At 72.0% G+C, this 21017-nt stretch carries 16 protein-coding genes; 15 read left to right on the top strand and 1 reads right to left on the bottom strand.

Features of this window, described 5'->3' with window-relative positions; genetic code table 11:
• Window positions 1–4 precede the first annotated feature (4 nt).
• The 14 genes from NFU81_RS21955 (at window position 5) to NFU81_RS21890 (ending at window position 16146) form a co-directional block, all read left to right on the top strand.
• Window positions 5–1900, top strand: a complete 1896-nt coding sequence (locus NFU81_RS21955) for a peptidoglycan D,D-transpeptidase FtsI family protein (RefSeq protein WP_251492512.1) — start codon at window positions 5–7, stop codon at window positions 1898–1900.
• 2 nt (window positions 1901–1902) lie between these two features.
• Window positions 1903–3576 carry a UDP-N-acetylmuramoyl-L-alanyl-D-glutamate--2,6-diaminopimelate ligase gene (locus tag NFU81_RS21950; RefSeq protein WP_251492494.1) on the top strand — a complete coding sequence of 558 codons (1674 nt, stop codon included), beginning with the start codon at window positions 1903–1905 and terminating at the stop codon, window positions 3574–3576.
• Window positions 3573–5015, top strand: coding sequence for a UDP-N-acetylmuramoyl-tripeptide--D-alanyl-D-alanine ligase (locus NFU81_RS21945; protein WP_251492492.1), 1443 nt, complete (start codon window positions 3573–3575; stop codon window positions 5013–5015). The genes NFU81_RS21950 and NFU81_RS21945 overlap by 4 nt, the downstream gene beginning before the upstream one ends.
• Window positions 5012–6076 carry a phospho-N-acetylmuramoyl-pentapeptide-transferase gene (gene mraY, locus NFU81_RS21940; protein WP_251492490.1) on the top strand — a complete coding sequence of 355 codons (1065 nt, stop codon included), beginning with the start codon at window positions 5012–5014 and terminating at the stop codon, window positions 6074–6076. Before NFU81_RS21945 ends, mraY begins: the two co-directional genes overlap by 4 nt.
• Complete coding sequence (murD, locus tag NFU81_RS21935) at window positions 6073–7503, top strand: UDP-N-acetylmuramoyl-L-alanine--D-glutamate ligase (protein WP_251492488.1); 1431 nt, start codon at window positions 6073–6075, stop codon at window positions 7501–7503. The genes mraY and murD overlap by 4 nt, the downstream gene beginning before the upstream one ends.
• 55 nt (window positions 7504–7558) lie before the next feature.
• Window positions 7559–8872, top strand: coding sequence for a putative lipid II flippase FtsW (gene ftsW, locus NFU81_RS21930; protein WP_251492486.1), 1314 nt, complete (start codon window positions 7559–7561; stop codon window positions 8870–8872).
• Between the two features lie 6 nt (window positions 8873–8878).
• The gene (murG, locus tag NFU81_RS21925; protein WP_251492484.1) at window positions 8879–9973 is read left to right on the top strand and encodes an undecaprenyldiphospho-muramoylpentapeptide beta-N-acetylglucosaminyltransferase; all 1095 of its coding nucleotides are present in this window, start codon (window positions 8879–8881) and stop codon (window positions 9971–9973) included.
• A gap of 32 nt (window positions 9974–10005) precedes the next feature.
• Entirely contained in the window at window positions 10006–10833 is an 828-nt protein-coding gene (locus NFU81_RS21920) for a cell division protein FtsQ/DivIB (RefSeq protein ID WP_251492482.1), read from the top strand.
• A 262-nt stretch (window positions 10834–11095) separates the two neighbouring features.
• Entirely contained in the window at window positions 11096–12331 is a 1236-nt protein-coding gene (gene ftsZ, locus NFU81_RS21915; RefSeq protein ID WP_251492480.1) for a cell division protein FtsZ, read from the top strand.
• Between the two features lie 10 nt (window positions 12332–12341).
• Entirely contained in the window at window positions 12342–13079 is a 738-nt protein-coding gene (gene pgeF, locus NFU81_RS21910; RefSeq protein WP_251492477.1) for a peptidoglycan editing factor PgeF, read from the top strand.
• Window positions 13076–13816 (top strand): YggS family pyridoxal phosphate-dependent enzyme, encoded by a 741-nt coding sequence (locus NFU81_RS21905; protein ID WP_251492475.1) that lies wholly within the window; start codon window positions 13076–13078, stop codon window positions 13814–13816. Before pgeF ends, NFU81_RS21905 begins: the two co-directional genes overlap by 4 nt.
• A 95-nt stretch (window positions 13817–13911) precedes the next feature.
• Window positions 13912–14529, top strand: coding sequence for a cell division protein SepF (locus NFU81_RS21900; protein WP_251492473.1), 618 nt, complete (start codon window positions 13912–13914; stop codon window positions 14527–14529).
• Window positions 14530–14588: 59 nt separating this feature from the next.
• Window positions 14589–14876 (top strand): YggT family protein, encoded by a 288-nt coding sequence (locus NFU81_RS21895; protein ID WP_251492471.1) that lies wholly within the window; start codon window positions 14589–14591, stop codon window positions 14874–14876.
• Window positions 14877–14922: 46 nt separating this feature from the next.
• Window positions 14923–16146, top strand: a complete 1224-nt coding sequence (locus NFU81_RS21890; protein ID WP_251492470.1) for a DivIVA domain-containing protein — start codon at window positions 14923–14925, stop codon at window positions 16144–16146.
• 170 nt (window positions 16147–16316) lie between these two features.
• Here NFU81_RS21890 and ileS read toward each other — a convergent pair whose 3' ends face one another.
• The gene (gene ileS, locus NFU81_RS21885) at window positions 16317–19466 is read right to left on the bottom strand and encodes an isoleucine--tRNA ligase (protein WP_251492469.1); all 3150 of its coding nucleotides are present in this window, start codon (window positions 19464–19466) and stop codon (window positions 16317–16319) included.
• 577 nt (window positions 19467–20043) lie between these two features.
• Here ileS and NFU81_RS21880 point away from each other — a divergent pair.
• Entirely contained in the window at window positions 20044–20964 is a 921-nt protein-coding gene (locus NFU81_RS21880; RefSeq protein WP_251492467.1) for a TraR/DksA family transcriptional regulator, read from the top strand.
• Window positions 20965–21017 lie beyond the last annotated feature (53 nt).

Here is a 21017-nt window from a genome sequence, read left to right as displayed (position 1 = left end):
GCCCGTGCCGCCGCCGCGGCGGCCGCGCCGGCCGCACACCGTGCGGCTGGGCACACCGCGCCCGAGGCTGCGCCTCGTCGCGCTGGCACTGACCGTGGTCATGGGCGTGTTCGTGGTGCGCCTGCTGCAGGTGCAGGCGGTCGACGCGTCGGCGTATGCCTCGAAGGCCGCGGTGAACCGCTGGGTCACCCACGACGTCACCGCCGACCGCGGCACGATCACCGACCGCTCGGGCGTGGCGCTGGCCGCGACCGTGGACGCGTACGACATCACCGCGGACCCGTATCTGTTCACGCCGGCGCAGGCCAAGGTCAAGGACGCCCCGCTGCAGGCGGCGGAGCTGCTCGCGCCGATCGTCGGCGGCGACGCGACGACGATCGCCCGGCAGCTGTCCACCCCCGGCTCCCGCTACCAGATCCTGGCCCGCCAGCAGTCCCCGCAGGCCTGGAACCAGATCTCCGACCTGAAGAAGGCGCTCGCCGCCAAGGCGGTCAAGCAGCCCGGCGCCGACGTGCTGGCCGGGGTGTTCAGCGAGCCGCACACCAGGCGGGTCTACCCCGGCGGCGACCTCGCCGCCGGCGTGCTCGGCTTCGTCAACAGCAAGGGCACCGGCGGCGGCGGGCTCGAGTCGATGCTGGACAAGCAGCTGACCGGCAAGAACGGCAAGATCCGCTACGCCCAGTCCAACGGCCGCCAGGTCCCCACCGCCGGCGTCCAGGAGCACCCCGCGGTGCCCGGCTCCGACGTGGAGCTGACCTTGGACCGGGACATCCAGTGGGCCGCGCAGAGCGCGATCCGCGCCCAGGTGAAGAAGTCCGGGGCCGATCGCGGGTACGTGACCGTGATGGACAACAGGACCGGCGAGGTGCTGGCGATGGCCGACGCCCCGAGCTTCGACCCCGGCGACCTCTCGCACGCCGACCCCGAGGCGCTCGGCAACGCCGCGATGCAGGACGCGTACGAGCCCGGCAGCGTCAGCAAGCTCATGTCGATGGCCGCGATCATCGACACCGGCACCGCGACGCCCACCACCCGCGTCACCGTGCCGGGCACGCTGCCGCGCGCGGACCGGGTCTTCCACGACGACGTCGACCACGGCACCTGGTACCTGACGCTGAACGGCGTCCTGGCCAGGTCCAGCAACATCGGCACCATCGAGGCCACCGGCCAGCTCGGCAAGACCCAGGCGCAGGCCAACCAGGTCCTCTACTCGTACCTGAAGAAGTTCGGCATCGGCGACCCCAGCGGCATCGGCTTCCCCGGCGAGACCCCCGGCATCCTGGCCAAGCCGCAGGACTGGAACGCCTCGCAGCAGTACACGATCCCCTTCGGCCAGGGCCTGTCGCTGAACGCGCTGCAGGCCACCTCGGTCTACGCGACGATCGCCAACGGCGGGATCAGGGTCGAGCCCAGCCTGATCCGCGGCGTCACCGGGCCCGACGGGCGCTTCGTGCCCGCCGCCCCGCCGAAGAAGACCCGGGTGGTCAGCGCCCAGAGCGCGAAGACGCTGTCCACCATGCTGGAGTCGGTGGTCGGCAGCGAGCAGGGCACCGGCATCCACGCCCGGATCGACGGCTACCGGGTCGCGGGCAAGACCGGTACGGCCAACCGGGTGGACCCGAAAACCGGCAGGTACAAGGGCTACACGGCGTCCTTCATGGGCTTCGCGCCGGCCGACGACCCGCGGGTCACCGTCTCCTGCGTCATCCAGAACCCGACCAGGGGCAGCTACTTCGGCGGCTCGATCTGCGGACCGGTCTTCAAGCAGGTGATGGAGTTCGCCCTCAAGACGCTCCAGGTGCCGCCGTCCGGCGTACCGGCGCCGAAGCTGCCGATCGACTTCGACCCTGCGGACCCCGCCCTGGGCGCGGCCCCGCCGGCCGGCACCAAGGCGCGGTGACCATGCCAGGCACCGACCGTGACCAGCACGGCGTCACCGGTGGCCGCCGCCGCGACCCGCGGCGGCCGCACCCGGCCCGTTTTGGCCCGGAGCCGGGGCAGCCCGGTAACCTCACCGCCGTGCCCAACCCTGATCAAGCCACCCTCACCCAGCCGGGCCTGCCGCGCCCGACGCGGGTCCGCCCCAAACCGCTGGCCGACCTCGCCCGGCGGCTCGGCCTACCGGACCCCGGCGGTGACACCGCTGTCACCGGCATCACCCACGACTCGCGGGCGGTCCGCCCCGGCGACCTCTACACCGCACTGCCAGGCGCCCGCTTCCACGGCGCCGACTTCACCGGCCAGGCGGCCGCCGCGGGAGCCGCGGCCGTCCTCACCGACCCGGCGGGCGCCGCCCGCGCGGCCGCGACCGGCCTGCCGGTGCTGACCGTCGCCGACCCCAGGTCCCAGATGGGCGCGCTCGCCGCGGCCGTCTACGACGAGCCGGGCGAGGCGCTGCTGCAGATCGGCATCACCGGTACGTCCGGCAAGACCACCACCGCCTACCTGGTCGAGGGCGGCCTGCGGGCCGCCACCAGCGGCGGCACCGGCCTGGTCGGCACGGTCGAGACCCGGATCGGCGAGGAGCGCATCAAGAGCGAGCGCACCACGCCGGAGGCCACCGACCTGCAGGCGCTGTTCGCGGTGATGCGCGAACGCGGCGTCGGCTCGCTCGTCATGGAGGTCTCCAGCCACGCCCTGGTGCTCGGGCGGGTCGACGGCGCCGTCTTCGACGTGGCCGTCTTCACCAACCTCAGCCCGGAGCACATGGAGTTCCACACCGGCATGGAGGACTACTTCCAGGCCAAGGCGCAGCTGTTCACCCCGCGCCGCAGCCGGCTCGGCGTGGTCAACCTGGACGACGAGTACGGCCGCCGGCTGGTCGCCGAGGCCACCGTGCCGCTGGTGACGTACTCCGCGCAGGGCCGGCTGGACGCCGACTGGCGGGCCGAGGACGTCGAGGCGGACCTGATGGGCAGCGCCTTCACGGTGATCGGCCCCAAGGGCGAGCGGCTGCGGGCCACCGCCCCGCTGCCCGGCCCCTTCAACGTCGCCAACACCCTCGCCGCGATCACCGCGCTGGCCGCCGCGGGCCTCGACCCGCAGAGCGCCGCCGAGGGCGTCGCTGCCGTGCCCGGGGTGCCGGGCCGGCTGGAGCGGGTCGACGCGGGCCAGCCCTACCTCGCTGTGGTGGACTACGCGCACAAGACCGATGCCGTGGAGTCCGTGCTGCGGGCGCTGCGCACCACCACCCACGGCCGTATCCACGCCGTGCTGGGCTGCGGCGGCGACCGCGACACGACCAAGCGCGGCCCGATGGGCGCCGCGCTGGCCAGGCTCGCCGACACCGCGGTGCTGACCTCGGACAACCCGCGCTCGGAGGACCCGCTGGCGATCCTCAGCGCGATGCTGGCCGGGGCCGCCGAGGTGCCGGCCGGACAGCGCGCCCATGTCGTCGTCGAACCCGACAGGGCCGCCGCGGTGGCCGCCGCCGTCGCCGCGGCCGAGCCGGGCGACATCGTGCTGGTGGCGGGCAAGGGCCACGAGCAGGGCCAGGACATCGACGGAGAGGTGCGCCCCTTCGACGACCGAGAGGTGCTGCGCGCCGCGATCGAGAAGGACCGGAAAGCATCGTGATCCCCCTTACCCTCGCCGAGGTCGCACGCGCGGTCGGCGGGAGCACGCACGACATACCGGACGACGGCCTGCTGGTGACGGGGCCCGTGGTCAGGGACTCCCGCGAGGTGGTGCCCGGCGCGCTGTTCGTGGCCTTCGCCGGCGAGCGGGCCGACGGCCACGACTTCGCCGGCCAGGTGGTGCGGGACGGCGCTGTCGCGGTGCTGGCGGCCCGCCCGGTCGGTGTGCCCGCGATCGTGGTGGACGACGTGCAGGCCGCGCTCGGCGCCCTCGCCCGGCACGTCATCGAGCGGCTCGGTGCCACCGTGGTGGCGCTGACCGGCTCCGCCGGCAAGACCAGCACCAAGGACCTGATGGCGCAGATCCTGGAACGGATCGCGCCGACGGTCTACACCCCGGGGTCGCTCAACAACGAGATCGGCCTGCCGCTGACCGCGCTGCAGGCCGACGAGCACACCCGGCACCTGGTGCTGGAGATGGGCGCCCGCGGTATCGGCCACATCGCGTACCTGACGGGCCTGACGCCGCCGAGGATCGGCGTGGTGCTCAACGTCGGCTCGGCCCACATCGGCGAGTTCGGCGGCCGGGAGCAGATCGCCCAGGCCAAGGGCGAGATGGTCGAGGCGCTGCCGGACGAGCACGCGGGGGGCATCGCCGTACTGAACGCCGACGACCCGCTGGTGCTGGCCATGGCGGACCGCACCAAGGCGCGGGTGGTGCTCTTCGGGGAGAGCGAGCAGGCCGCCGTGAGGGCCACTGACGTGCGGCTGAACGACCGGGGTCAGGCGGTCTTCTCCCTGCGAACACCCACCGGGTGCGCCGACGTGACCTTGCGCCTGTACGGTGAGCACCACGTGTCGAACGCGCTTGCCGCAGCCGCCGTCGCCAGTGAACTCGGCATGCCCGCCGGGGAGATCGCCACCGCGCTCTCTTCAGCGGGATCGCTCTCGCACTGGCGGATGGAGGTCACCGAGCGCCCCGACGGCGTGACGGTCGTCAACGACGCCTACAACGCGAACCCCGAATCCATGAGGGCAGCCCTGCGCGCACTCGCCGCGATGGGCAGGTCCGCACAGGCCGCGGGGGGACGGACGTGGGCGGTGCTGGGAAAGATGGCCGAACTGGGCGGGGAAGCTCTCGCCGAGCACGACGCGGTGGGGCGGCTGGTCGTCCGGCTCAACGTCAGCAAGCTCGTTGCGGTCGGCGGTACGGAAGCCGCGTGGCTGCAAATGGGCGCCTATAACGAGGGTTCGTGGGGTGAGGAGTCGGTGCACGTGTCCGACGCGGAGGCGGCGATCGACCTGTTGCGCGCAGAAGTGCGCCCGGGTGACGTCGTGCTGGTGAAGGCATCACGGTCGGTCGGTCTTGAGGCCGTCGCCCTGGCGCTGACCGAAGGCGGTCCCGGCGGTACGGCGGCCCGTGAGGGTGCCGCGCGATGAAGCAGATCCTCGTCTCCGGGGTGATCGCGCTTTTCCTGTCGCTGATCGGAACTCCGCTGCTGATCCGCCTGCTGGCCCGCAAGGGCTACGGCCAGATGATCCGCGACGACGGGCCGCAGGCCCACCACAGCAAGCGCGGCACGCCGACCATGGGTGGTATCGCCTTCATCCTGGCCACCCTGGTCGCGTACGCCTCGACGAAGCTGATCACCGGCGACAAGCCGAGCATGTCCGGTGTGCTGGTGCTGTTCCTGACCACCGGGCTCGGCGTCGTCGGCTTCCTCGACGACTACATCAAGATCGTCAAGCAGCGCAGCCTGGGCCTGCGGGCCAAGGCGAAGATGGCGGGCCAGCTCATCGTCGGCATCACCTTCGCGGTGCTGGCGCTGAACTTCTCCGACTCGCGCAACCAGACCCCGGCGTCCACCAAGCTGTCCTTCACCACGGACTTCGGCTGGTCGATCGGCCCGGTGATCTTCGTGATCTGGGCGCTGTTCATGATCCTGGCGATGTCCAACGGCGTGAACCTCACCGACGGCCTCGACGGCCTGGCCACCGGCGCCTCGGTGATGGTCTTCGCCGCCTACACCGTCATCGGCGTCTGGCAGTACGGCCAGTGGTGCGGTGCCCAGGTCAGCGCCAACGGCGCCTGCTACGAGGTCCGCGACCCGCTCGACCTCGCGGTGGTCGCGGCGGCCCTGATGGGCGCCTGCTTCGGCTTCCTGTGGTGGAACACCTCGCCGGCCAAGATCTTCATGGGCGACACCGGTTCGCTCGCGCTGGGCGGCGCCCTCGCCGGCCTGGCGATCTGCTCGCGCACCGAGCTGCTGCTCGCCATCCTCGGCGGCCTGTTCGTGCTCATCACGATGTCCGTGGTCATCCAGGTCGGCTCGTTCCGGCTGACCGGCAAGCGGGTCTTCCGGATGGCACCGCTCCAGCACCACTTCGAGCTGAAGGGCTGGAGCGAGGTCCTGGTGGTGGTCAGATTCTGGATCATCCAGGGCATGTGCATGGCCGTCGGGCTCGGCATCTTCTACGCCGGGTGGGTGGCCGCCTCATGACCGCGGGCGGCGAGTACCGGGACCTGAAGGTCACCGTGGCCGGGCTCGGGGTGTCGGGGGTGCCCGCCGCCAAGGCGCTGCACGGCCTCGGCGCCCGGGTGACCGTGGTCAACGGCACCGCGGGGGAGCGGCAGCAGGCCGAGGCGGCCGAACTGGAGGCGCTGGGCGTCACCGTGCGCCTCGGCGACGGGGACACCCTGCCCGAGGGCACCGAGCTGGTCGTCACCTCGCCCGGCTGGAAGCCGTCGAGCCCGCTCTTCGCGGCCGCCGCGGCGGCCGGCGTCGAGGTCATCGGCGACGTCGAGCTGGCCTGGCGGCTGCGCGGCCCGGACGCCGCACCCTGGCTGGCGGTCACCGGCACCAACGGCAAGACCACCACGACCCGGATGCTCGCCGCCGTCCTCACCGCGGCGGGCCTGCGTACCGCCGCGGTCGGCAACATCGGCGTCTCCCTCTTCGACGTCGTCCTCGGCGAGCAGGACTACGACGTCCTGGCCGTGGAGCTGTCCAGCTACCAGCTGCACTGGGCGCCCGGTATCCGCCCGCACTCCGCCGCGGTGCTCAACCTGGCGCCCGACCACCTCGACTGGCACGGCTCGATGGCGGAATACGCCGCGGACAAGGGCCGGATCTACCACGGCAACAAGGTCGCCTGCGTCTACAACGCGGCCGACCCGGAGACCGAGCGGCTGGTGGAGGAGGCCGACGTCGAGGAGGGCTGCCGGGCGATCGGCTTCACCCTTGAGGCGCCGCGCATGTCGGAGCTGGGCGTGGTCGACGGGCTGCTGGTGGACCGGGCCTTCGTGGAGGACCGCCGCAACAGCGCCCAGGAGCTGGCCGAGACCGCCGACGTCCAGCCGCTCGCCCCGCACAACGTGGCCAACGCGCTGGCCGCCGCCGCCCTGGCCCGCGCCTACGGGGTGCCGGCCGGCGCGGTACGCGACGGCCTGCGCGCCTTCCGCCCCGACGCGCACCGCATCGAGGAGGTCGCGGTGCTGGACGGGGTGAGCTACGTCGACGACTCCAAGGCCACCAACACCCATGCCGCGCAGGCCTCGCTGACGGCGTACGACCACGTGGTGTGGATCGCCGGCGGGCTGGCCAAGGGCGCCGAGTTCGACGAGCTGGTGGCCGCGGCCGCCGACCGGCTGCGCGGAGCTGTGCTGATCGGCGCGGACCGCGCGCTGATCCGCGAAGCCCTGGCGCGACACGCCCCGCAGGTGCCGGTGGTGGACCTGGAACGGACCGACACTGGGGCGATGTCCGCGGCCGTGGCCGCGGCGCGGCAGCTGGCCGCGGCGGGCGACACGGTCCTGCTGGCACCCGCCTGCGCGTCGATGGACATGTTCAGCAACTACAACCAGCGCGGCGACCTGTTCGCGGAAGCCGTGCGCGCCGTACTGCCGGACACCGCGGCACGCTCCTAGCCGCCGCGGCCCCGCTCCCGCAGGCCGCGGCGCACCGCACCGACGGAGGGGACCCATGACGGCACACGGCTCCACCCCCCGCGCGGCCGCACGCCCCGCCAGGGCGCCCAGCGCCCTGCGCGGGGCCGCCCGGCTGCCCGGGCGGCTGCGGGACGCCTGGGACCGGCCGCTGACCGCGTACTACGTGATCCTCGGCGGCAGCCTGCTGATCACCGTGCTCGGCCTGGTGATGGTCTACTCGGCGTCGATGATCCAGGCGCTGCGCTACGGGCTGCCGTCCACGTACTACTTCCGCAAGCAGCTGCTCGCGGTCGCGATCGGCTCGGTGCTGCTCTACACGGCCGCCAGGATGCCGGTCAGGGTGCACCGGGCGCTGGCGTACCCGCTGCTGCTGGGCTCAGTGTTCCTGATGTGCCTGGTGCAGGTGCCGGGGATAGGGCAGTCGGTCAACGGCAACACCAACTGGATCTCGGTGGGCGGCCCCTTCCAGCTGCAGCCGAGCGAGTTCGGCAAGCTCGCGCTGGTGCTGTGGGGCGCGGACCTGCTGGCCCGCAAGGGCGACAAGGGCCTGCTCGTGCAGTGGAAGCACCTGCTGGTGCCGCTCATCCCGGTCACCGTGCTGCTGCTCGGACTCATCATGCTCGGCGGGGACCTGGGCACCACCGTGATCCTCACCGCGATCCTGTTCGGCATGCTGTGGCTGGCCGGGGCGCCGACCCGGCTGTTCGCCGGGGTGCTGGGCGGCGCGGGGGCGCTGGCCGGGCTGGCCGTCGTCACCAGCCCCAACCGGATGGAACGGCTGCACTGTATCGCCGCCTCCGACCCCGACAACGGCTGCTGGCAGGCCGTGCACGGGATCTACGCCCTCGCCTCCGGCGGCTGGTTCGGCTCGGGACTCGGGGCGAGCGTGGAGAAATGGGGCGAACTCCCCGAACCGCACACCGACTTCATCTTCGCCGTGACCGGGGAGGAACTGGGCCTTGCGGGGACACTGTCGGTACTCGCCCTCTTCGCGGCACTAGGCTACGCGGGTATCCGCGTGGCCGGTCGTACGGAGGACCCCTTCGTCAGGTTCGCAGCGGGTGGCGTGACCACCTGGATCACGGCCCAGGCCGTGATCAACATCGGTGCGGTGCTCGGCCTGCTGCCGATCGCCGGAGTCCCGCTCCCGCTGTTCTCCTACGGAGGTTCTGCCCTCCTGCCGACCATGTTCGCGATCGGGCTGCTGATCTCCTTCGCCAAGAGCGAGCCGGCGGCGCGAGCCGCGCTGGCCGCGCGGGGGCGGCGGAACGGGCGTAACTCCCCGAGCCGGGCAATGACACGGACGATGCGACGGTACGTCACCCGACGGCCGTCCGGAGAGCGGTGAATTTCGGTGCATGTCGTACTCGCCGGTGGGGGGACCGCCGGCCACATCGAGCCCGCGCTCGCGCTCGCCGATGCCCTGCGCAGGCAGGACCCGACCGTGGGCATCACCGCCCTCGGCACCGAGAAGGGCCTGGAGACCAGGCTGGTGCCCGAGCGCGGCTACGAACTGGCGCTGATCCCCGCCGTTCCGCTGCCGCGCAGGCCCACCCCCGAACTGATCACCGTCCCCGGGCGGCTGCGCGGCACCATCAAGGCCGCGGAGCAGATCCTGGAGCGCACCAAGGCCGACTGCGTCGTCGGCTTCGGCGGCTACGTCGCGCTGCCCGGCTACCTGGCCGCCAAGCGGCTCGGCGTGCCGATCGTGGTGCACGAGGCCAACGCCCGCCCCGGCCTTGCCAACAAGATCGGCTCGCGGTACGCCCACGCGGTCGCCGTCTCCACCCCGGACAGCAAGCTGCGCGACTCCCGCTACATCGGCATCCCGCTGCGCCGCTCCATCGCCACCCTGGACCGCGCGGCGGCCCGCCCCGAGGCCAGGCACGCCTTCGGCCTCGACCAGAACCTGCCCACCCTGCTGGTCTCCGGCGGCTCGCAGGGCGCCCGCAGGCTGAACGAGGTGATCGCCACGGTCGCCCCCAGGCTCCAGCAGTCCGGGGTGCAGATCCTGCACGCGGTCGGCCCGAAGAACGAGCTGCCCAGGGCCGACAACATGCCGGGCATGCCGCCGTACCGCCCGGTGCCCTACGTCGACCGGATGGATCTCGCGTACGCCGCCGCCGACATGATGCTCTGCCGGGCCGGCGCCATGACCGTGGCGGAGCTGTCCGCGGTCGGCCTGCCCGCCGCGTACGTGCCGCTGCCGATCGGCAACGGCGAACAGCGGCTCAACGCGCAGCCGGTGGTCAAGGCCGGCGGCGGCCTGCTGGTCGACGACGCGGAGCTGACCCCGGACTGGGTGCTCGGCAACGTCCTGCCGGTGCTCACCGACCCGCACCGCCTCTACGACATGTCCCGCGCCGCCGCGGAGTTCGGCCGCCGGGACGCGGACGACCTGCTCGTCGGCATGGTGTACGAGGCGGTGGCCGCGCGCCGGGCACGATAGACCCGCCGGGCGTCAACACACGGGAGGCCGACGTGACAGGACCGGGAGCCGGTGCCGGAGCCAGATCCGCGGAGCGCGGCGGCCAGGACCGTACGCGGGTACCCCCCGCCGCGGCCCGCCCGCCCGCCGACGGCAGCCGCCGGCCGCGGCTGACGGTGCCCGCCCGCCGTACGGTGCTGATCGTGCTGGTGGCGCTCACCGTACTGCTGGGCGGCGGCACCTGGGTGGTCTACGGCTCGTCGTGGCTGCGGGCCGACCGGGTCGCGGTGACCGGCGGCCAGGTGCTGACCGCGCAGCAGATCCAGCGGGCCGCCGCCGTACCGCTCGGCGGCCCGCTGGTCTCGGTCAACACCGCAGCGGTCAGGAAGCGGCTGCTCAAGGCGCTGCCAAGGCTGCGCGACGCCCGGGTGCACCGGTCGTGGCCGCACACGATCCGGGTCGAGGTGACCGAGCGCACGCCGTCGGCGATCCTGAAAAGCGGCGGGAAGTTCATCGAAGTCGACAAGGAAGGCGTCAGGTTCGCCACCGTCGATCAGCGGCCGCGCGGAGTGCCGGTGGTGCAATTGACGCCGGATCAGACGGCGAGCTTTCGGCATTTCGGAACAAAGAGACTGCTGCAGGCCGCGATTAGCGTCGCCGGCCGGCTGCCCCAATCGCTGACCGGCCGGGCGACCGCGATCCGGGTGCGTTCCTACGACGCGATCACCGTCGAACTCACCGGCGGGCGGGACGTGATGTGGGGCAGCCAGGAGGACGGCGCCCCCAAGGCGGCGGCGCTGACCGCGCTCATGAAGGCCGAGCCGCACGCCACGCATTACGACGTCAGCGCCCCCACCGCCCCTGCGGCTTCCGGAAGTTGACGCGTGCGGGACGTCCGCTTCGATAGTATTCGACCCCTGGTTCACGGAGCCCGTGCGTGATCACATAGGGTCAAAAGAAAAACGGGAGGTTCGGCGTGTTCGTTGAACCACCACCGCTTGTCGACTTAGTGTCTCGTCCCAAAGGAACACATGGGACAGGCATACTGGTAACCCTAAACCTCAGGGTCAGGGTTCGGAACGGCCCCGGCGAGCGTACCGACCGTCCCACACGATTCGTAAATCGAGGCGAGAGGCCTTCGACGTGGCAGCACCGCAGAACTACCTCGCAGTCATCAAGGTCGTCGGCATCGGCGGCGGTGGCGTCAACGCCATCAACCGGATGATCGAGGTCGGTCTCAAGGGCGTCGAGTTCATCGCGATCAACACCGATGCGCAGGCCCTGCTGATGAGCGACGCCGACGTCAAGCTCGACGTCGGCCGGGAGCTGACCCGGGGACTCGGCGCCGGCGCGAACCCCGACGTCGGCCGCAAGGCCGCCGAGGACCACCGTGAGGAGATCGAAGAGGTGCTCAAGGGCGCCGACATGGTCTTCGTCACCGCGGGCGAGGGCGGCGGCACCGGCACCGGTGGCGCCCCCGTGGTCGCCAACATCGCCCGCTCGCTGGGCGCACTGACCATCGGGGTGGTCACCCGCCCCTTCACCTTCGAGGGACGCCGCCGCGCCAACCAGGCCGAGGACGGCATCGCGGGGCTGCGCGAGAACGTCGACACCCTGATCGTGATCCCCAACGACCGGCTGCTGTCGATCTCGGACCGCCAGGTCAGCGTGCTGGACGCCTTCCGCTCCGCGGACCAGGTGCTGCTGTCCGGTGTGCAGGGCATCACCGACCTGATCACCACCCCCGGTCTGATCAACCTGGACTTCGCCGACGTGAAGTCCGTGATGTCGGAAGCCGGTTCCGCCCTCATGGGCATCGGCTCGGCCCGCGGCGACGACCGGGCCGTCGCCGCCGCGGAGATGGCGATCTCCTCGCCGCTGCTGGAGGCCTCCATCGATGGCGCCCGCGGTGTGCTGCTGTCCATCTCCGGCGGCTCCGACCTCGGCCTGTTCGAGATCAACGAGGCGGCCCAGCTGGTCAGCGAGGCCGCCCACCCGGAGGCCAACATCATCTTCGGCGCGGTCATCGACGACGCGCTCGGCGACGAGGTCCGGGTCACCGTCATCGCGGCCGGCTTCGACGGCGGCCAGCCGCCCACCAAGGGCAGCCGCGACAAGGTGCTCAACTCTCCCTACGCGGGCCGCGACGACGCGGCGGCCTCCGGCGGCGCCAGGACCCCCGCCCCCGGCGACCCCCAGCGCCCCGCGCCGTCCTTCGGCGGCCTGGGCAGCGTCCCGGCCGCAGCACCCGGCGAGCGGGAGCCCGAGCCGGTCGCCGAGGCGCCGGCCGTCCCGGCACCGTCGCCGATCGTGCCGCCGGCCCGGCCGTACCAGGACAGCGCGGCGGAAGAGCTCGACGTTCCCGACTTCCTGAAGTGACCGCCAGGACGTGATAGGGAACCGCACTTCAGCGAACGGCGCGCACTTCGCCTTCACCGACAGGTGGGGCGGGGTGAGCGCCGTTCCGTACGACAGCCTCAACCTCGGCGGTGCGGTCGGCGACGACCCGGCCGCCGTCCGCGCCAACCGCGACCTGGCCGCCCGCGCGCTGGGCCGCGATCCGGGCGGGGTGGTCTGGATGAACCAGGTGCACGGCCGTGAGGTCGCCGTCGTGCACGAGCCGTGGGGCGCGGGTCCCGCGCCCGACGTCGACGCGCTCGTCACCACCGGCACGGACCTGACCCTCGGGGTGCTCACCGCGGACTGCGTGCCGGTGCTGCTCGCCGACCCGGTGGCCGGCGTCGTCGCCGCCGCGCACGCCGGCCGGCCGGGGATGACCGCCGGGATCGCCACCGCCGTGATTGAGATGATGATCACACTCGGCGCCGATCCCGACCGCACAACAGCCGTACTCGGCCCGGCGGTCTGCGGCAAATGCTATGAAGTGCCCGCTTCGCTCCGGGACGAGGTCGCCGCCGTCGAAGCGGCGGCGTACGCCGAGACGAGCTGGGGCACTCCGGCGGTCGACGTGGCCGCCGGAGTGCGCGCCCAGCTGACGCGCGCCGGAGTGCGCTCGATCGAGGGTCCCGCCGCCTGCACCCTGGAGTCCGCCGACCACTTCTCCTACCGCCGCGACCGGGTCACCGGCCGGCTGGCCGGCTACGTGTGGCTGGACGGCGACCGGTGAGCGCGCAGAACGGGACCGGAGAGGCGCGCGCGGAACAGCTCGCGGCGAACCTCGCCCGGGTCGAGCAGCGGATCGCCGACGCCTGCCGGGCCGCGGGCCGGGACCGCGAGGAGGTGACCCTCGTCGTGGTCACCAAGACCTACCCGGCCTCCGACGTACGGCTGCTGGCCGGGCTCGGCGTCCGCGAGGTCGCGGAGAACCGCGACCAGGACGCCGCGGGGAAGGCGGCCGAGACCGCCGATCTCCCGCTCAGCTGGCACTTCGTGGGCCAGTTGCAGACCAACAAGGCCCGCTCCGTGGTCCGTTACGCTGATCATGTGCACTCGGTCGACCGGCTCCGGCTGGTCGAGGCGCTGTCGTCGGCGGCCACCGCCGCCCGGCGGCAGGTCGGTTGCCTCGTTCAGGTCGCCCTGGACGCGGAGGCCGGGGATCGCGGGGAGCGCGGCGGGGTGGCGCCCGACGCGGTGCCCGCGCTGGCCGACGCCCTCGCGGCGGCCCCGGGGCTGCGGCTCGACGGGCTGATGACGGTGGCGCCGCTCGCCGGGGCGTACGCGGGTCAACCCCGCGCTGCCTTCGACCGGTTGATGGAAATCTCATCCCGCCTGCGCGAGACGCATCCGGCTGCCACCATGGTCTCGGCAGGGATGAGTCAGGACCTCGACGAAGCGGTGACGGCCGGAGCGACACATGTACGCGTCGGAACGGCGGTACTCGGAGTCCGTCCCGGGCTCCGGTAACGTCACCAAACAAGTCGGACCACAGCATAAATATGGTGTGGCGGCCGCTCCCCGAGGCGGCCGAGGACCGCAACCCCGCTGAGAGGACGCAGAGCATGGCCGGCGCGATGCGCAAGATGGCGGTCTACCTCGGCCTCGTGGAGGACGACGGATACGACGGCCCGGGCTTCGACCCGGATGACGAGTTCGAGCCGGAGATGGCCGCGCCGCCCGCGCGTGCCGTGACCGAGCAGGAGCGCGCCCCCCGCCGCCCGCACAGCCAGCACGTGCCACCGAGCCAGCACCAGCCGGCGCAGGCCGAGCCGCCCCGGCTCGTGCACGCCCCGGCACCCCGCGAACCGCGGATCGCCCCCGTGGCGTCCATCACACCCGAACGTCACAGCCTGGAGAAGAACGCAGCGGTGATCATGCCCAAGGTCGTGTCAGAACGAGAGCCGTACCGGATCACGACACTTCACCCCCGGACCTACAACGAAGCCCGTACCATCGGGGAACACTTCCGCGAAGGCACCCCGGTGATCATGAACTTGACGGAGATGGACGACACGGATGCGAAGCGACTTGTCGACTTCGCGGCCGGTCTGGTCTTCGGCCTCCACGGGAGCATCGAGCGGGTGACGCAGAAGGTCTTTCTGCTGTCGCCTGCTAACGTCGATGTCACGGCGGAGGACAAGGCCCGGATCGCCGAGGGCGGGTTCTTCAACCAGAGCTGAGCGAAACGCAACCGTAGGAACCGGCCAACAGGCCGTCGAGCAGGGGAGAGGGAAGCGCGATGAGTGTCGCACTCCAAGTGCTGTCATACGCGCTGTACGTGTTCCTCTTTGTGCTTATTTTCCGATTGGTGATGGACTACGTCTTCCAGTTCGCCCGTTCATGGCACCCTGGGAAGGCGATGGTGGTGGTCCTGGAGGGCACCTACACTGTCACCGATCCGCCACTCAAGCTTCTGCGGCGGTTCATCCCGCCGCTGCGCCTCGGGGGCGTGGCGCTCGACCTGTCCTTCTTCGTATTGATGATCATCGTTTACATCCTGATCTACGTTGTTGGGAGCTTCATGTGAACGGTGCGAGCTCCCGATATGTCGACGATCACGTTGAGGTGAAGAGATGCCGTTGACCCCCGAGGACGTTCGGAACAAGCAGTTCACGACCGTCCGCCTCCGAGAGGGCTATGACGAGGATGAGGTCGACGCCTTCCTCGACGAGGTGGAGTCGGAGCTGACCCGACTGCTCCGCGAGAACGAGGACCTGCGCGCCAAGCTGGCCGCAGCCACTCGTGCCGCAGCCCAGAACCAGCAGGGCATGCGCAAACCGGAACCGCAGGACCGTCCGGTCCCGGCGGCCATATCTGGACCGCAGCCGGTGCAGCAGCAGATGCCGCAGCAGCAGATGCCCCCCCAGCAGCAGGGCGGCATGCCGCAGTTGCCGCCCGGCCCCAGTGCCCAGCAGCAGGGTCCCGGTCCGATGGGCCAGCACCCGATGCAGCAGCAGGGTCCCGGTCCGATGGGTCAGCACCCGATGCAGCAGCAGGGTCCCGGCCCCATGGGTCAGCACCCGATGCAGCAGCAGGGTCCCGGTCCGATGGGCCAGCACCCCATGCAGCAGCAGGGGCACCCGATGCAGCAGCAGGGACCCGGTGGCGACAGCGCCGCCCGTGTCCTTTCGCTCGCCCAGCAGACCGCCGACCAGGCCATCGCAGAGGCGCGGTCCGAGGCCAACAAGATCGTCGGTGAGGCCCGCAGCCGCGCCGAGGGTCTGGAGCGGGACGCCCGCGCCAAGGCCGACGCGCTGGAGCGGGACGCCCAGGAGAAGCACCGCGTCGCGATGGGCTCCCTGGAGTCCGCCCGCGCCACGCTGGAGCGCAAGGTCGAGGACCTGCGCGGCTTCGAGCGGGAGTACCGCACGCGGCTGAAGTCCTACCTGGAGTCGCAGCTGCGCCAGCTGGAGAACCAGGCGGACGACTCGCTCGCCCCGCCGCGCACCACGCCCGCCGCGCCGTCCCTGCCGTCCGCGCCCGCGATGGGCGGGACCATGGGAGGCAACTCCATGGGCAACGGCTCCATGGGCAACGGCTCGATGAGCAACGGCATGAGCGGGATGGCTCCCGCCGGGGCCGGCGCCATGGGGCACAACGCCTCGGCGCCCTCCTACGGCGGCGGCGGTCAGGGCATGGGCGGTCACACTCCCGGCCCGACGTACGGCGGCCAGCAGCAGATGTCGCCGGCGATGACCCAGCCGATGGCGCCGGTCCGCCCGCAGGGCGGCCCCTCGCCGCTCCAGCAGGCGCCCACGCCGATGAGGGGCTTCCTCATCGACGAGGACGACAACTAGCCGCTCGCGGCAGGTTTTCAGGGCCGGGCCTCCCGGGGATCTTCCCCCGGCGAGGCCCGGCCCTTTTGCGCTCCGCGGCACTCTGTGGGGGTGCCTGTTCCCGAAGAGGGCAAGCCGAAGGGGCGCGGGGAACTGCGCGACAGTTCCCCGCGCCCCTGAAGGGCGCTGCCTCAGGCGGCCTTGCGCAGGTGGAAGGTCAGGGACAGCGGCTCGTCCGTGAAGGCGGGGCCGAATCCGTCGGAGGGGGCGCCCTCGGAGAAGGCGACGGCCAGGACCTCCTCGGCGATGAGCGCGGAGTGCGCGCGCAGCGCTTCGGCCAGGTCGGAGCGGTCCGCGGACCAGCGGACCTCGATCCGGTCCGCCACGTCCAGGCCGCTGTTCTTGCGGGCCTCCTGGACCAGCCGGATCACGTCGCGGGCCAGGCCCGCGAGTCGCAGCTCCGGGGTGATCTCCAGGTCGAGGGCGACCGTGGCGCCCGAGTCGGCGGCCACCGACCAGCCCTCGCGCGGGGTCTCGGTGACGATGACCTCGTCCGGGGTCAGCACCACCTCGGCACCGTCCACGACGACCGTTGTCGTACCGCGCTCCCGCAGATCCGCCGACAGCGCCGCCGCGTCGGCCGCGGCCACCGCCGCGGCGACCGCCTGGACGCCCTTGCCGAACCGCCTGCCCAGCACCCGGAAGTTCGCCTTCGCGCTGGCGTCCACCAGGGAGCCGCCGACCTCGGAGAGCCCGGCGAGCGAGGAGACGTTCAGCTCCTCGGCGATCTGCGCGCGCAGCTCGGGCGAGAGGTCCTCGAAGCCGGCGGCGGCGACCAGTGCGCGCGACAGCGGCTGCCGGGTCTTGACCCCGGACTCCGCGCGGGTCGCCCGGCCCAGCTCCACCAGCCGGCGCACCAGCTGCATCCGCGTCGACAGCCCGGCGTCGATCCGGCCGGCGTCGACCACCGGCCAGGACGCCAGGTGCACCGAGTCCGGCGCGTCGGGTACGACCGGCACGACCAGGTCCTGCCAGACGCGTTCGGTGATGAAGGGCACCAGCGGCGCCATCAGCCGGGTCACCGTCTCGACCACGTCGTGCAGCGTGCGCAGCGCCGCCGGGTCGCCCTGCCAGAAGCGGCGCCGCGAACGGCGTACATACCAGTTGGACAGGTCGTCCACGAACGCCGACAGCAACTTGCCCGCGCGCTGGGTGTCGTACGACTCCAGTGCCTCGGTGACGTCGCGCACCAGGACGTTCAGCTCGCCGACCAGCCAGCGGTCGAGCAGCGGCCGCTCGCCGACCTGCGGGTCGGCCGCGGAGGGCGCCCAGCCGGACGTCCGGGCGTAGAGGGCCTGGAAGGCCACCGTGTTCCAGTAGGTGAGCAGCGTCTTGCGCACCACCTCCTGGATCGTGCCGTGCCCGACCCTGCGGGCCGCCCACGGGGAGCCGCCGGCCGCCATGAACCAGCGCACCGCGTCGGCGCCGTGCTGGTCCATCAGCGGGATCGGCTGCAGGATGTTGCCCAGGTGCTTGGACATCTTGCGGCCGTCCTCGGCCAGGATGTGGCCCAGGCACACCACGTTCTCGTACGCGGACCGGTCGAAGACCAGCGTGCCGACCGCCATCAGCGTGTAGAACCAGCCGCGGGTCTGGTCGATCGCCTCGGAGATGAACTGCGCCGGGTACGTCCGCTCGAAGACGTCCTTGTTGTGGTACGGGTAGCCCCACTGCGCGAACGGCATCGACCCCGAGTCGTACCAGGCGTCGATCACCTCGGGCACCCGCGTCGCGGTCTCGCCGCACGTGCCGCAGGGGAAGGTCACCGCGTCGATGTACGGCCGGTGCGGGTCGAGGCCCGACTGGTCGGTGCCGGTCAGCCCGGTCAGCTCGGCCAGCGAGCCGACGCAGGTCAGGTGGTCCTGCTCGCAGCGCCAGATCGGCAGCGGGGTGCCCCAGTAGCGGCTGCGGGACAGCGCCCAGTCCACGTTGTTGTCCAGCCAGTCGCCGAAGCGGCCGTGCTTGACCGACTCCGGGTACCAGCTGGTCCGCTCGTTCTCCCGCAGCATCGCGTCCTTGACCGCGGTGGTCCTGATGTACCAGGACGGCTGCGCGTAGTAGAGCAGCGCGGTGTGGCAGCGCCAGCAGTGCGGGTAGCTGTGCTCGTACGGCACGTGCCGGAACAGCCGGCCGCTGGACTCCAGCTCGGCGACCAGCGCCTCGTCGGCCTTCTTGAAGAACACCCCGCCGACCAGCGGCACCTCGGGCTCGAAGGTGCCGTCCCTGCGCACCGGGTTGACCACCGGCAGCCCGTACGCGCGGCACGCCTTGAGGTCGTCCTCGCCGAAGGCGGGGGACTGGTGGACCAGGCCCGTGCCGTCCTCGGTGGTCACGTAGTCGGCGTTGAGCACGAAGTGCGCGTCGGGGATGTCGACCAGGTCGAAGGGCCGCTCGTACGTCCACCGCTCCATCTCGCGGCCGGTGTACGTCTCGCCGGTCGCCGTCCACTCCTCGCCCAGCGCCTTGCCGAGCAGCGGCTCGGCGACGACCAGCTGCTCGGTGCCGTCGGTGGCGACGACGTAGGTGACGTCCGGGTGCGCGGCGACCGCGGTGTTGGACACCAGCGTCCAGGGCGTGGTCGTCCACACCAGCAGGGAGGCACGGCCGGCCAGCGGGCCGCCGGTGAGCGGGAAGCGGACGTAGACCGACGGGTCGACGACCGTCTCGTACCCTTGCGCCAGCTCGTGGTCCGACAGGCCGGTCTGGTCGCGCGGGCACCAGGGGGCGACCCGGTAGTCCTCGACCAGCAGGCCCTTGTCGAAGATCTGCTTGAGCGACCACCACACCGACTCGACGTACTCCGGGTCCATGGTGCGGTAGGCGTTGTCCAGGTCCACCCAGTAGCCCATCCGGGTGGTCAGCTCGGTGAAGGCGTCGGTGTGCCGGGTCACCGACTCGCGGCACTTCGCGTTGAACTCCGCGATGCCGTACGCCTCGATGTCCTGCTTGCCGGTGAAGCCCAGCTCCTTCTCCACCGCCAGCTCGACCGGCAGGCCGTGGCAGTCCCAGCCGGCCTTGCGGGTCACGTGGTGGCCCTGCATCGTCTTGAAGCGCGGGAAGACGTCCTTGAAGACCCGGGCCTCGATGTGGTGGGCGCCGGGCATGCCGTTGGCGGTCGGCGGACCCTCGTAGAACACCCAGTCGGGCAGCCCGCGGGTCTGCTCCACGGAGCGGGCGAACGTCTTGCGCTCGTCCCACAGCGCCAGCACCTCGTGTTCGAGGGCGGGCAGGTCGACCTGCGCGGGGACCTGGCGGTACTGCGGCTGGCTGTTCGGGCTCATCGGGGACTTCCTCCGGCGGACACTGGGACAGGCTCCGTCGAAGGGACGAGGGCGCCGTTGCGACGCGCTCCCGCGGTACCACCCTTCTTGGCGGTGGAGGACTTCCCACCGCCCCCTCATTGGGGTAGCGATGCCGGTTCTACTCGCCCTCGCCCGAGGGCTTTCTTCCGGCGGCTCCGGGCTGATCTTCACCCCGCGCACACCCCCGGGCTTCCACCGTCCCCGGGTCGCTCTTGGCTGCGTGCGGCGCTACTCGTCCCATCCACGCCGGTTCGCTGCCGCTCAGTGTACGGGGGCGGGCGGCGCCGCGTCGCCCGCGTTCGGAGCGGCCCTGCCGGGTGAGGTGGCTGACCCGAATGGCCTGCTCCGCGCGCCAGGGCGGCGGTCGTCACGCATCGTTACGGAGGTACCGGAATACCTGGCGGCGAGCTGGGCACAACGGATGCAGACCTCTCCGCCCCGCACACCCGGGCGGCCGGGTCGGCCAGGCAGTGCCCCGTTGCCGCAGGTCCGGAGCGGATGGCCGCTATCGGCGCGGTCCGCGAAAGAGGATCACAGAGGTGAAGGGGTCGCGGCCATGGTGGTGAAGAAGTCGGCGGAGCAGCCTCCGGCGGAATCCGGCGACGCCCCCGCCGGTACCGGTTCGCACAGCACCGCCGCCGAGAAGACCGCCCCTGTGAAGAAGGCCGCGGCCAAGAAGGCGGCTCCCGCGAAGAAGGCGGCGGCCAAGAAAGCGGCGGCCAAGAAGGCGGCGCCGGCCGGGAAGAAAGCCGCCGGGAAGAAGGCCGCCCCGGGCAAGAAGGCCGCCGCCAAAGCGGCTACCCGGGGGAATGCCGCAGCAACTGCGGCACCTTCGGCAGGACAGGCCCCTGCCGTGGGTAGGAAAGCCGCAGGCAAGAAGACTGCGGCCGAGAAGGCAGCGGGCAAGAAGGCGGCCCCTGCAAAGAAGGCCGCCGCGGGGAAGCGTGCCACGGGCAGGAAAACGGCGGGCGCGAAGCACGCCGGTCGAGATGGGTCCAAGACGGGAGCTGGCACTGTGACGGTGGAGAAGACTGCGGCCGGTACGGCCGCGAGCGGCGTGCCGGCGGCGCGCGGAGCTGCCGAGGCCGGCGTGCTCGCGGTACTGCCGGGGGAGGAACCCTGGACCGCGGAAGAGGCCGAGGAGGCGAGAACCGAGCTGGTCTCGGAGGTCGAGCGGCTCAAGGCCGAGATCGCCTCCTCCGAGGCGGCCGTCGCGGGCATGCTCCGCGACTCGGCCGACAGCGGCGGCGACGAGGCCGACACGGGGGCGAAGAACATCAGCCGGGAGTCCGAGCTGGCGCTCGCCGCGAACACCCGGGACATGCTGGTCCAGGCGGAGCACGCGCTGCAGCGGCTCGACGAGGGCACGTACGGCCTGTGCGAGGTGTGCGGCAACCCGATCGGCAAGGCCAGGATGCAGGCCTTCCCCCGGGCGACCCTGTGCCTGGACGACAAACAGCGCCAGGAGCGCCGATGACCTGGCCGCGGGGTGTGCCGTACCCTCGTCAGCAGGCGGGCGACGGAGCACAC

It is taken from the genome of Actinacidiphila cocklensis (assembly GCF_907177275.1).
GTDB classification, from domain to species: domain Bacteria; phylum Actinomycetota; class Actinomycetes; order Streptomycetales; family Streptomycetaceae; genus Actinacidiphila; species Actinacidiphila cocklensis.
This window is presented reverse-complemented; position numbering and strand designations above follow the sequence as displayed.

Excerpts from the sequence above, each read along its gene's own strand:
- NFU81_RS21895 (WP_251492471.1), top strand. The coding sequence starts at position 14,589 with ATGAGTGTCGCACTCCAAGTGCTGTCATACGCGCTGTACGTGTTCCTC.
- murD (WP_251492488.1), top strand. The coding sequence starts at position 6,073 with ATGACCGCGGGCGGCGAGTACCGGGACCTGAAGGTCACCGTGGCCGGG.
- NFU81_RS21900 (WP_251492473.1), top strand. The coding sequence starts at position 13,912 with ATGGCCGGCGCGATGCGCAAGATGGCGGTCTACCTCGGCCTCGTGGAG.
- mraY (WP_251492490.1), top strand. The coding sequence starts at position 5,012 with ATGAAGCAGATCCTCGTCTCCGGGGTGATCGCGCTTTTCCTGTCGCTG.
- ileS (WP_251492469.1), bottom strand. The coding sequence starts at position 19,466 with ATGAGCCCGAACAGCCAGCCGCAGTACCGCCAGGTCCCCGCGCAGGTC.
- NFU81_RS21880 (WP_251492467.1), top strand. The coding sequence starts at position 20,044 with ATGGTGGTGAAGAAGTCGGCGGAGCAGCCTCCGGCGGAATCCGGCGAC.
- NFU81_RS21890 (WP_251492470.1), top strand. The coding sequence starts at position 14,923 with ATGCCGTTGACCCCCGAGGACGTTCGGAACAAGCAGTTCACGACCGTC.
- NFU81_RS21950 (WP_251492494.1), top strand. The coding sequence starts at position 1,903 with ATGCCAGGCACCGACCGTGACCAGCACGGCGTCACCGGTGGCCGCCGC.
- ftsW (WP_251492486.1), top strand. The coding sequence starts at position 7,559 with ATGACGGCACACGGCTCCACCCCCCGCGCGGCCGCACGCCCCGCCAGG.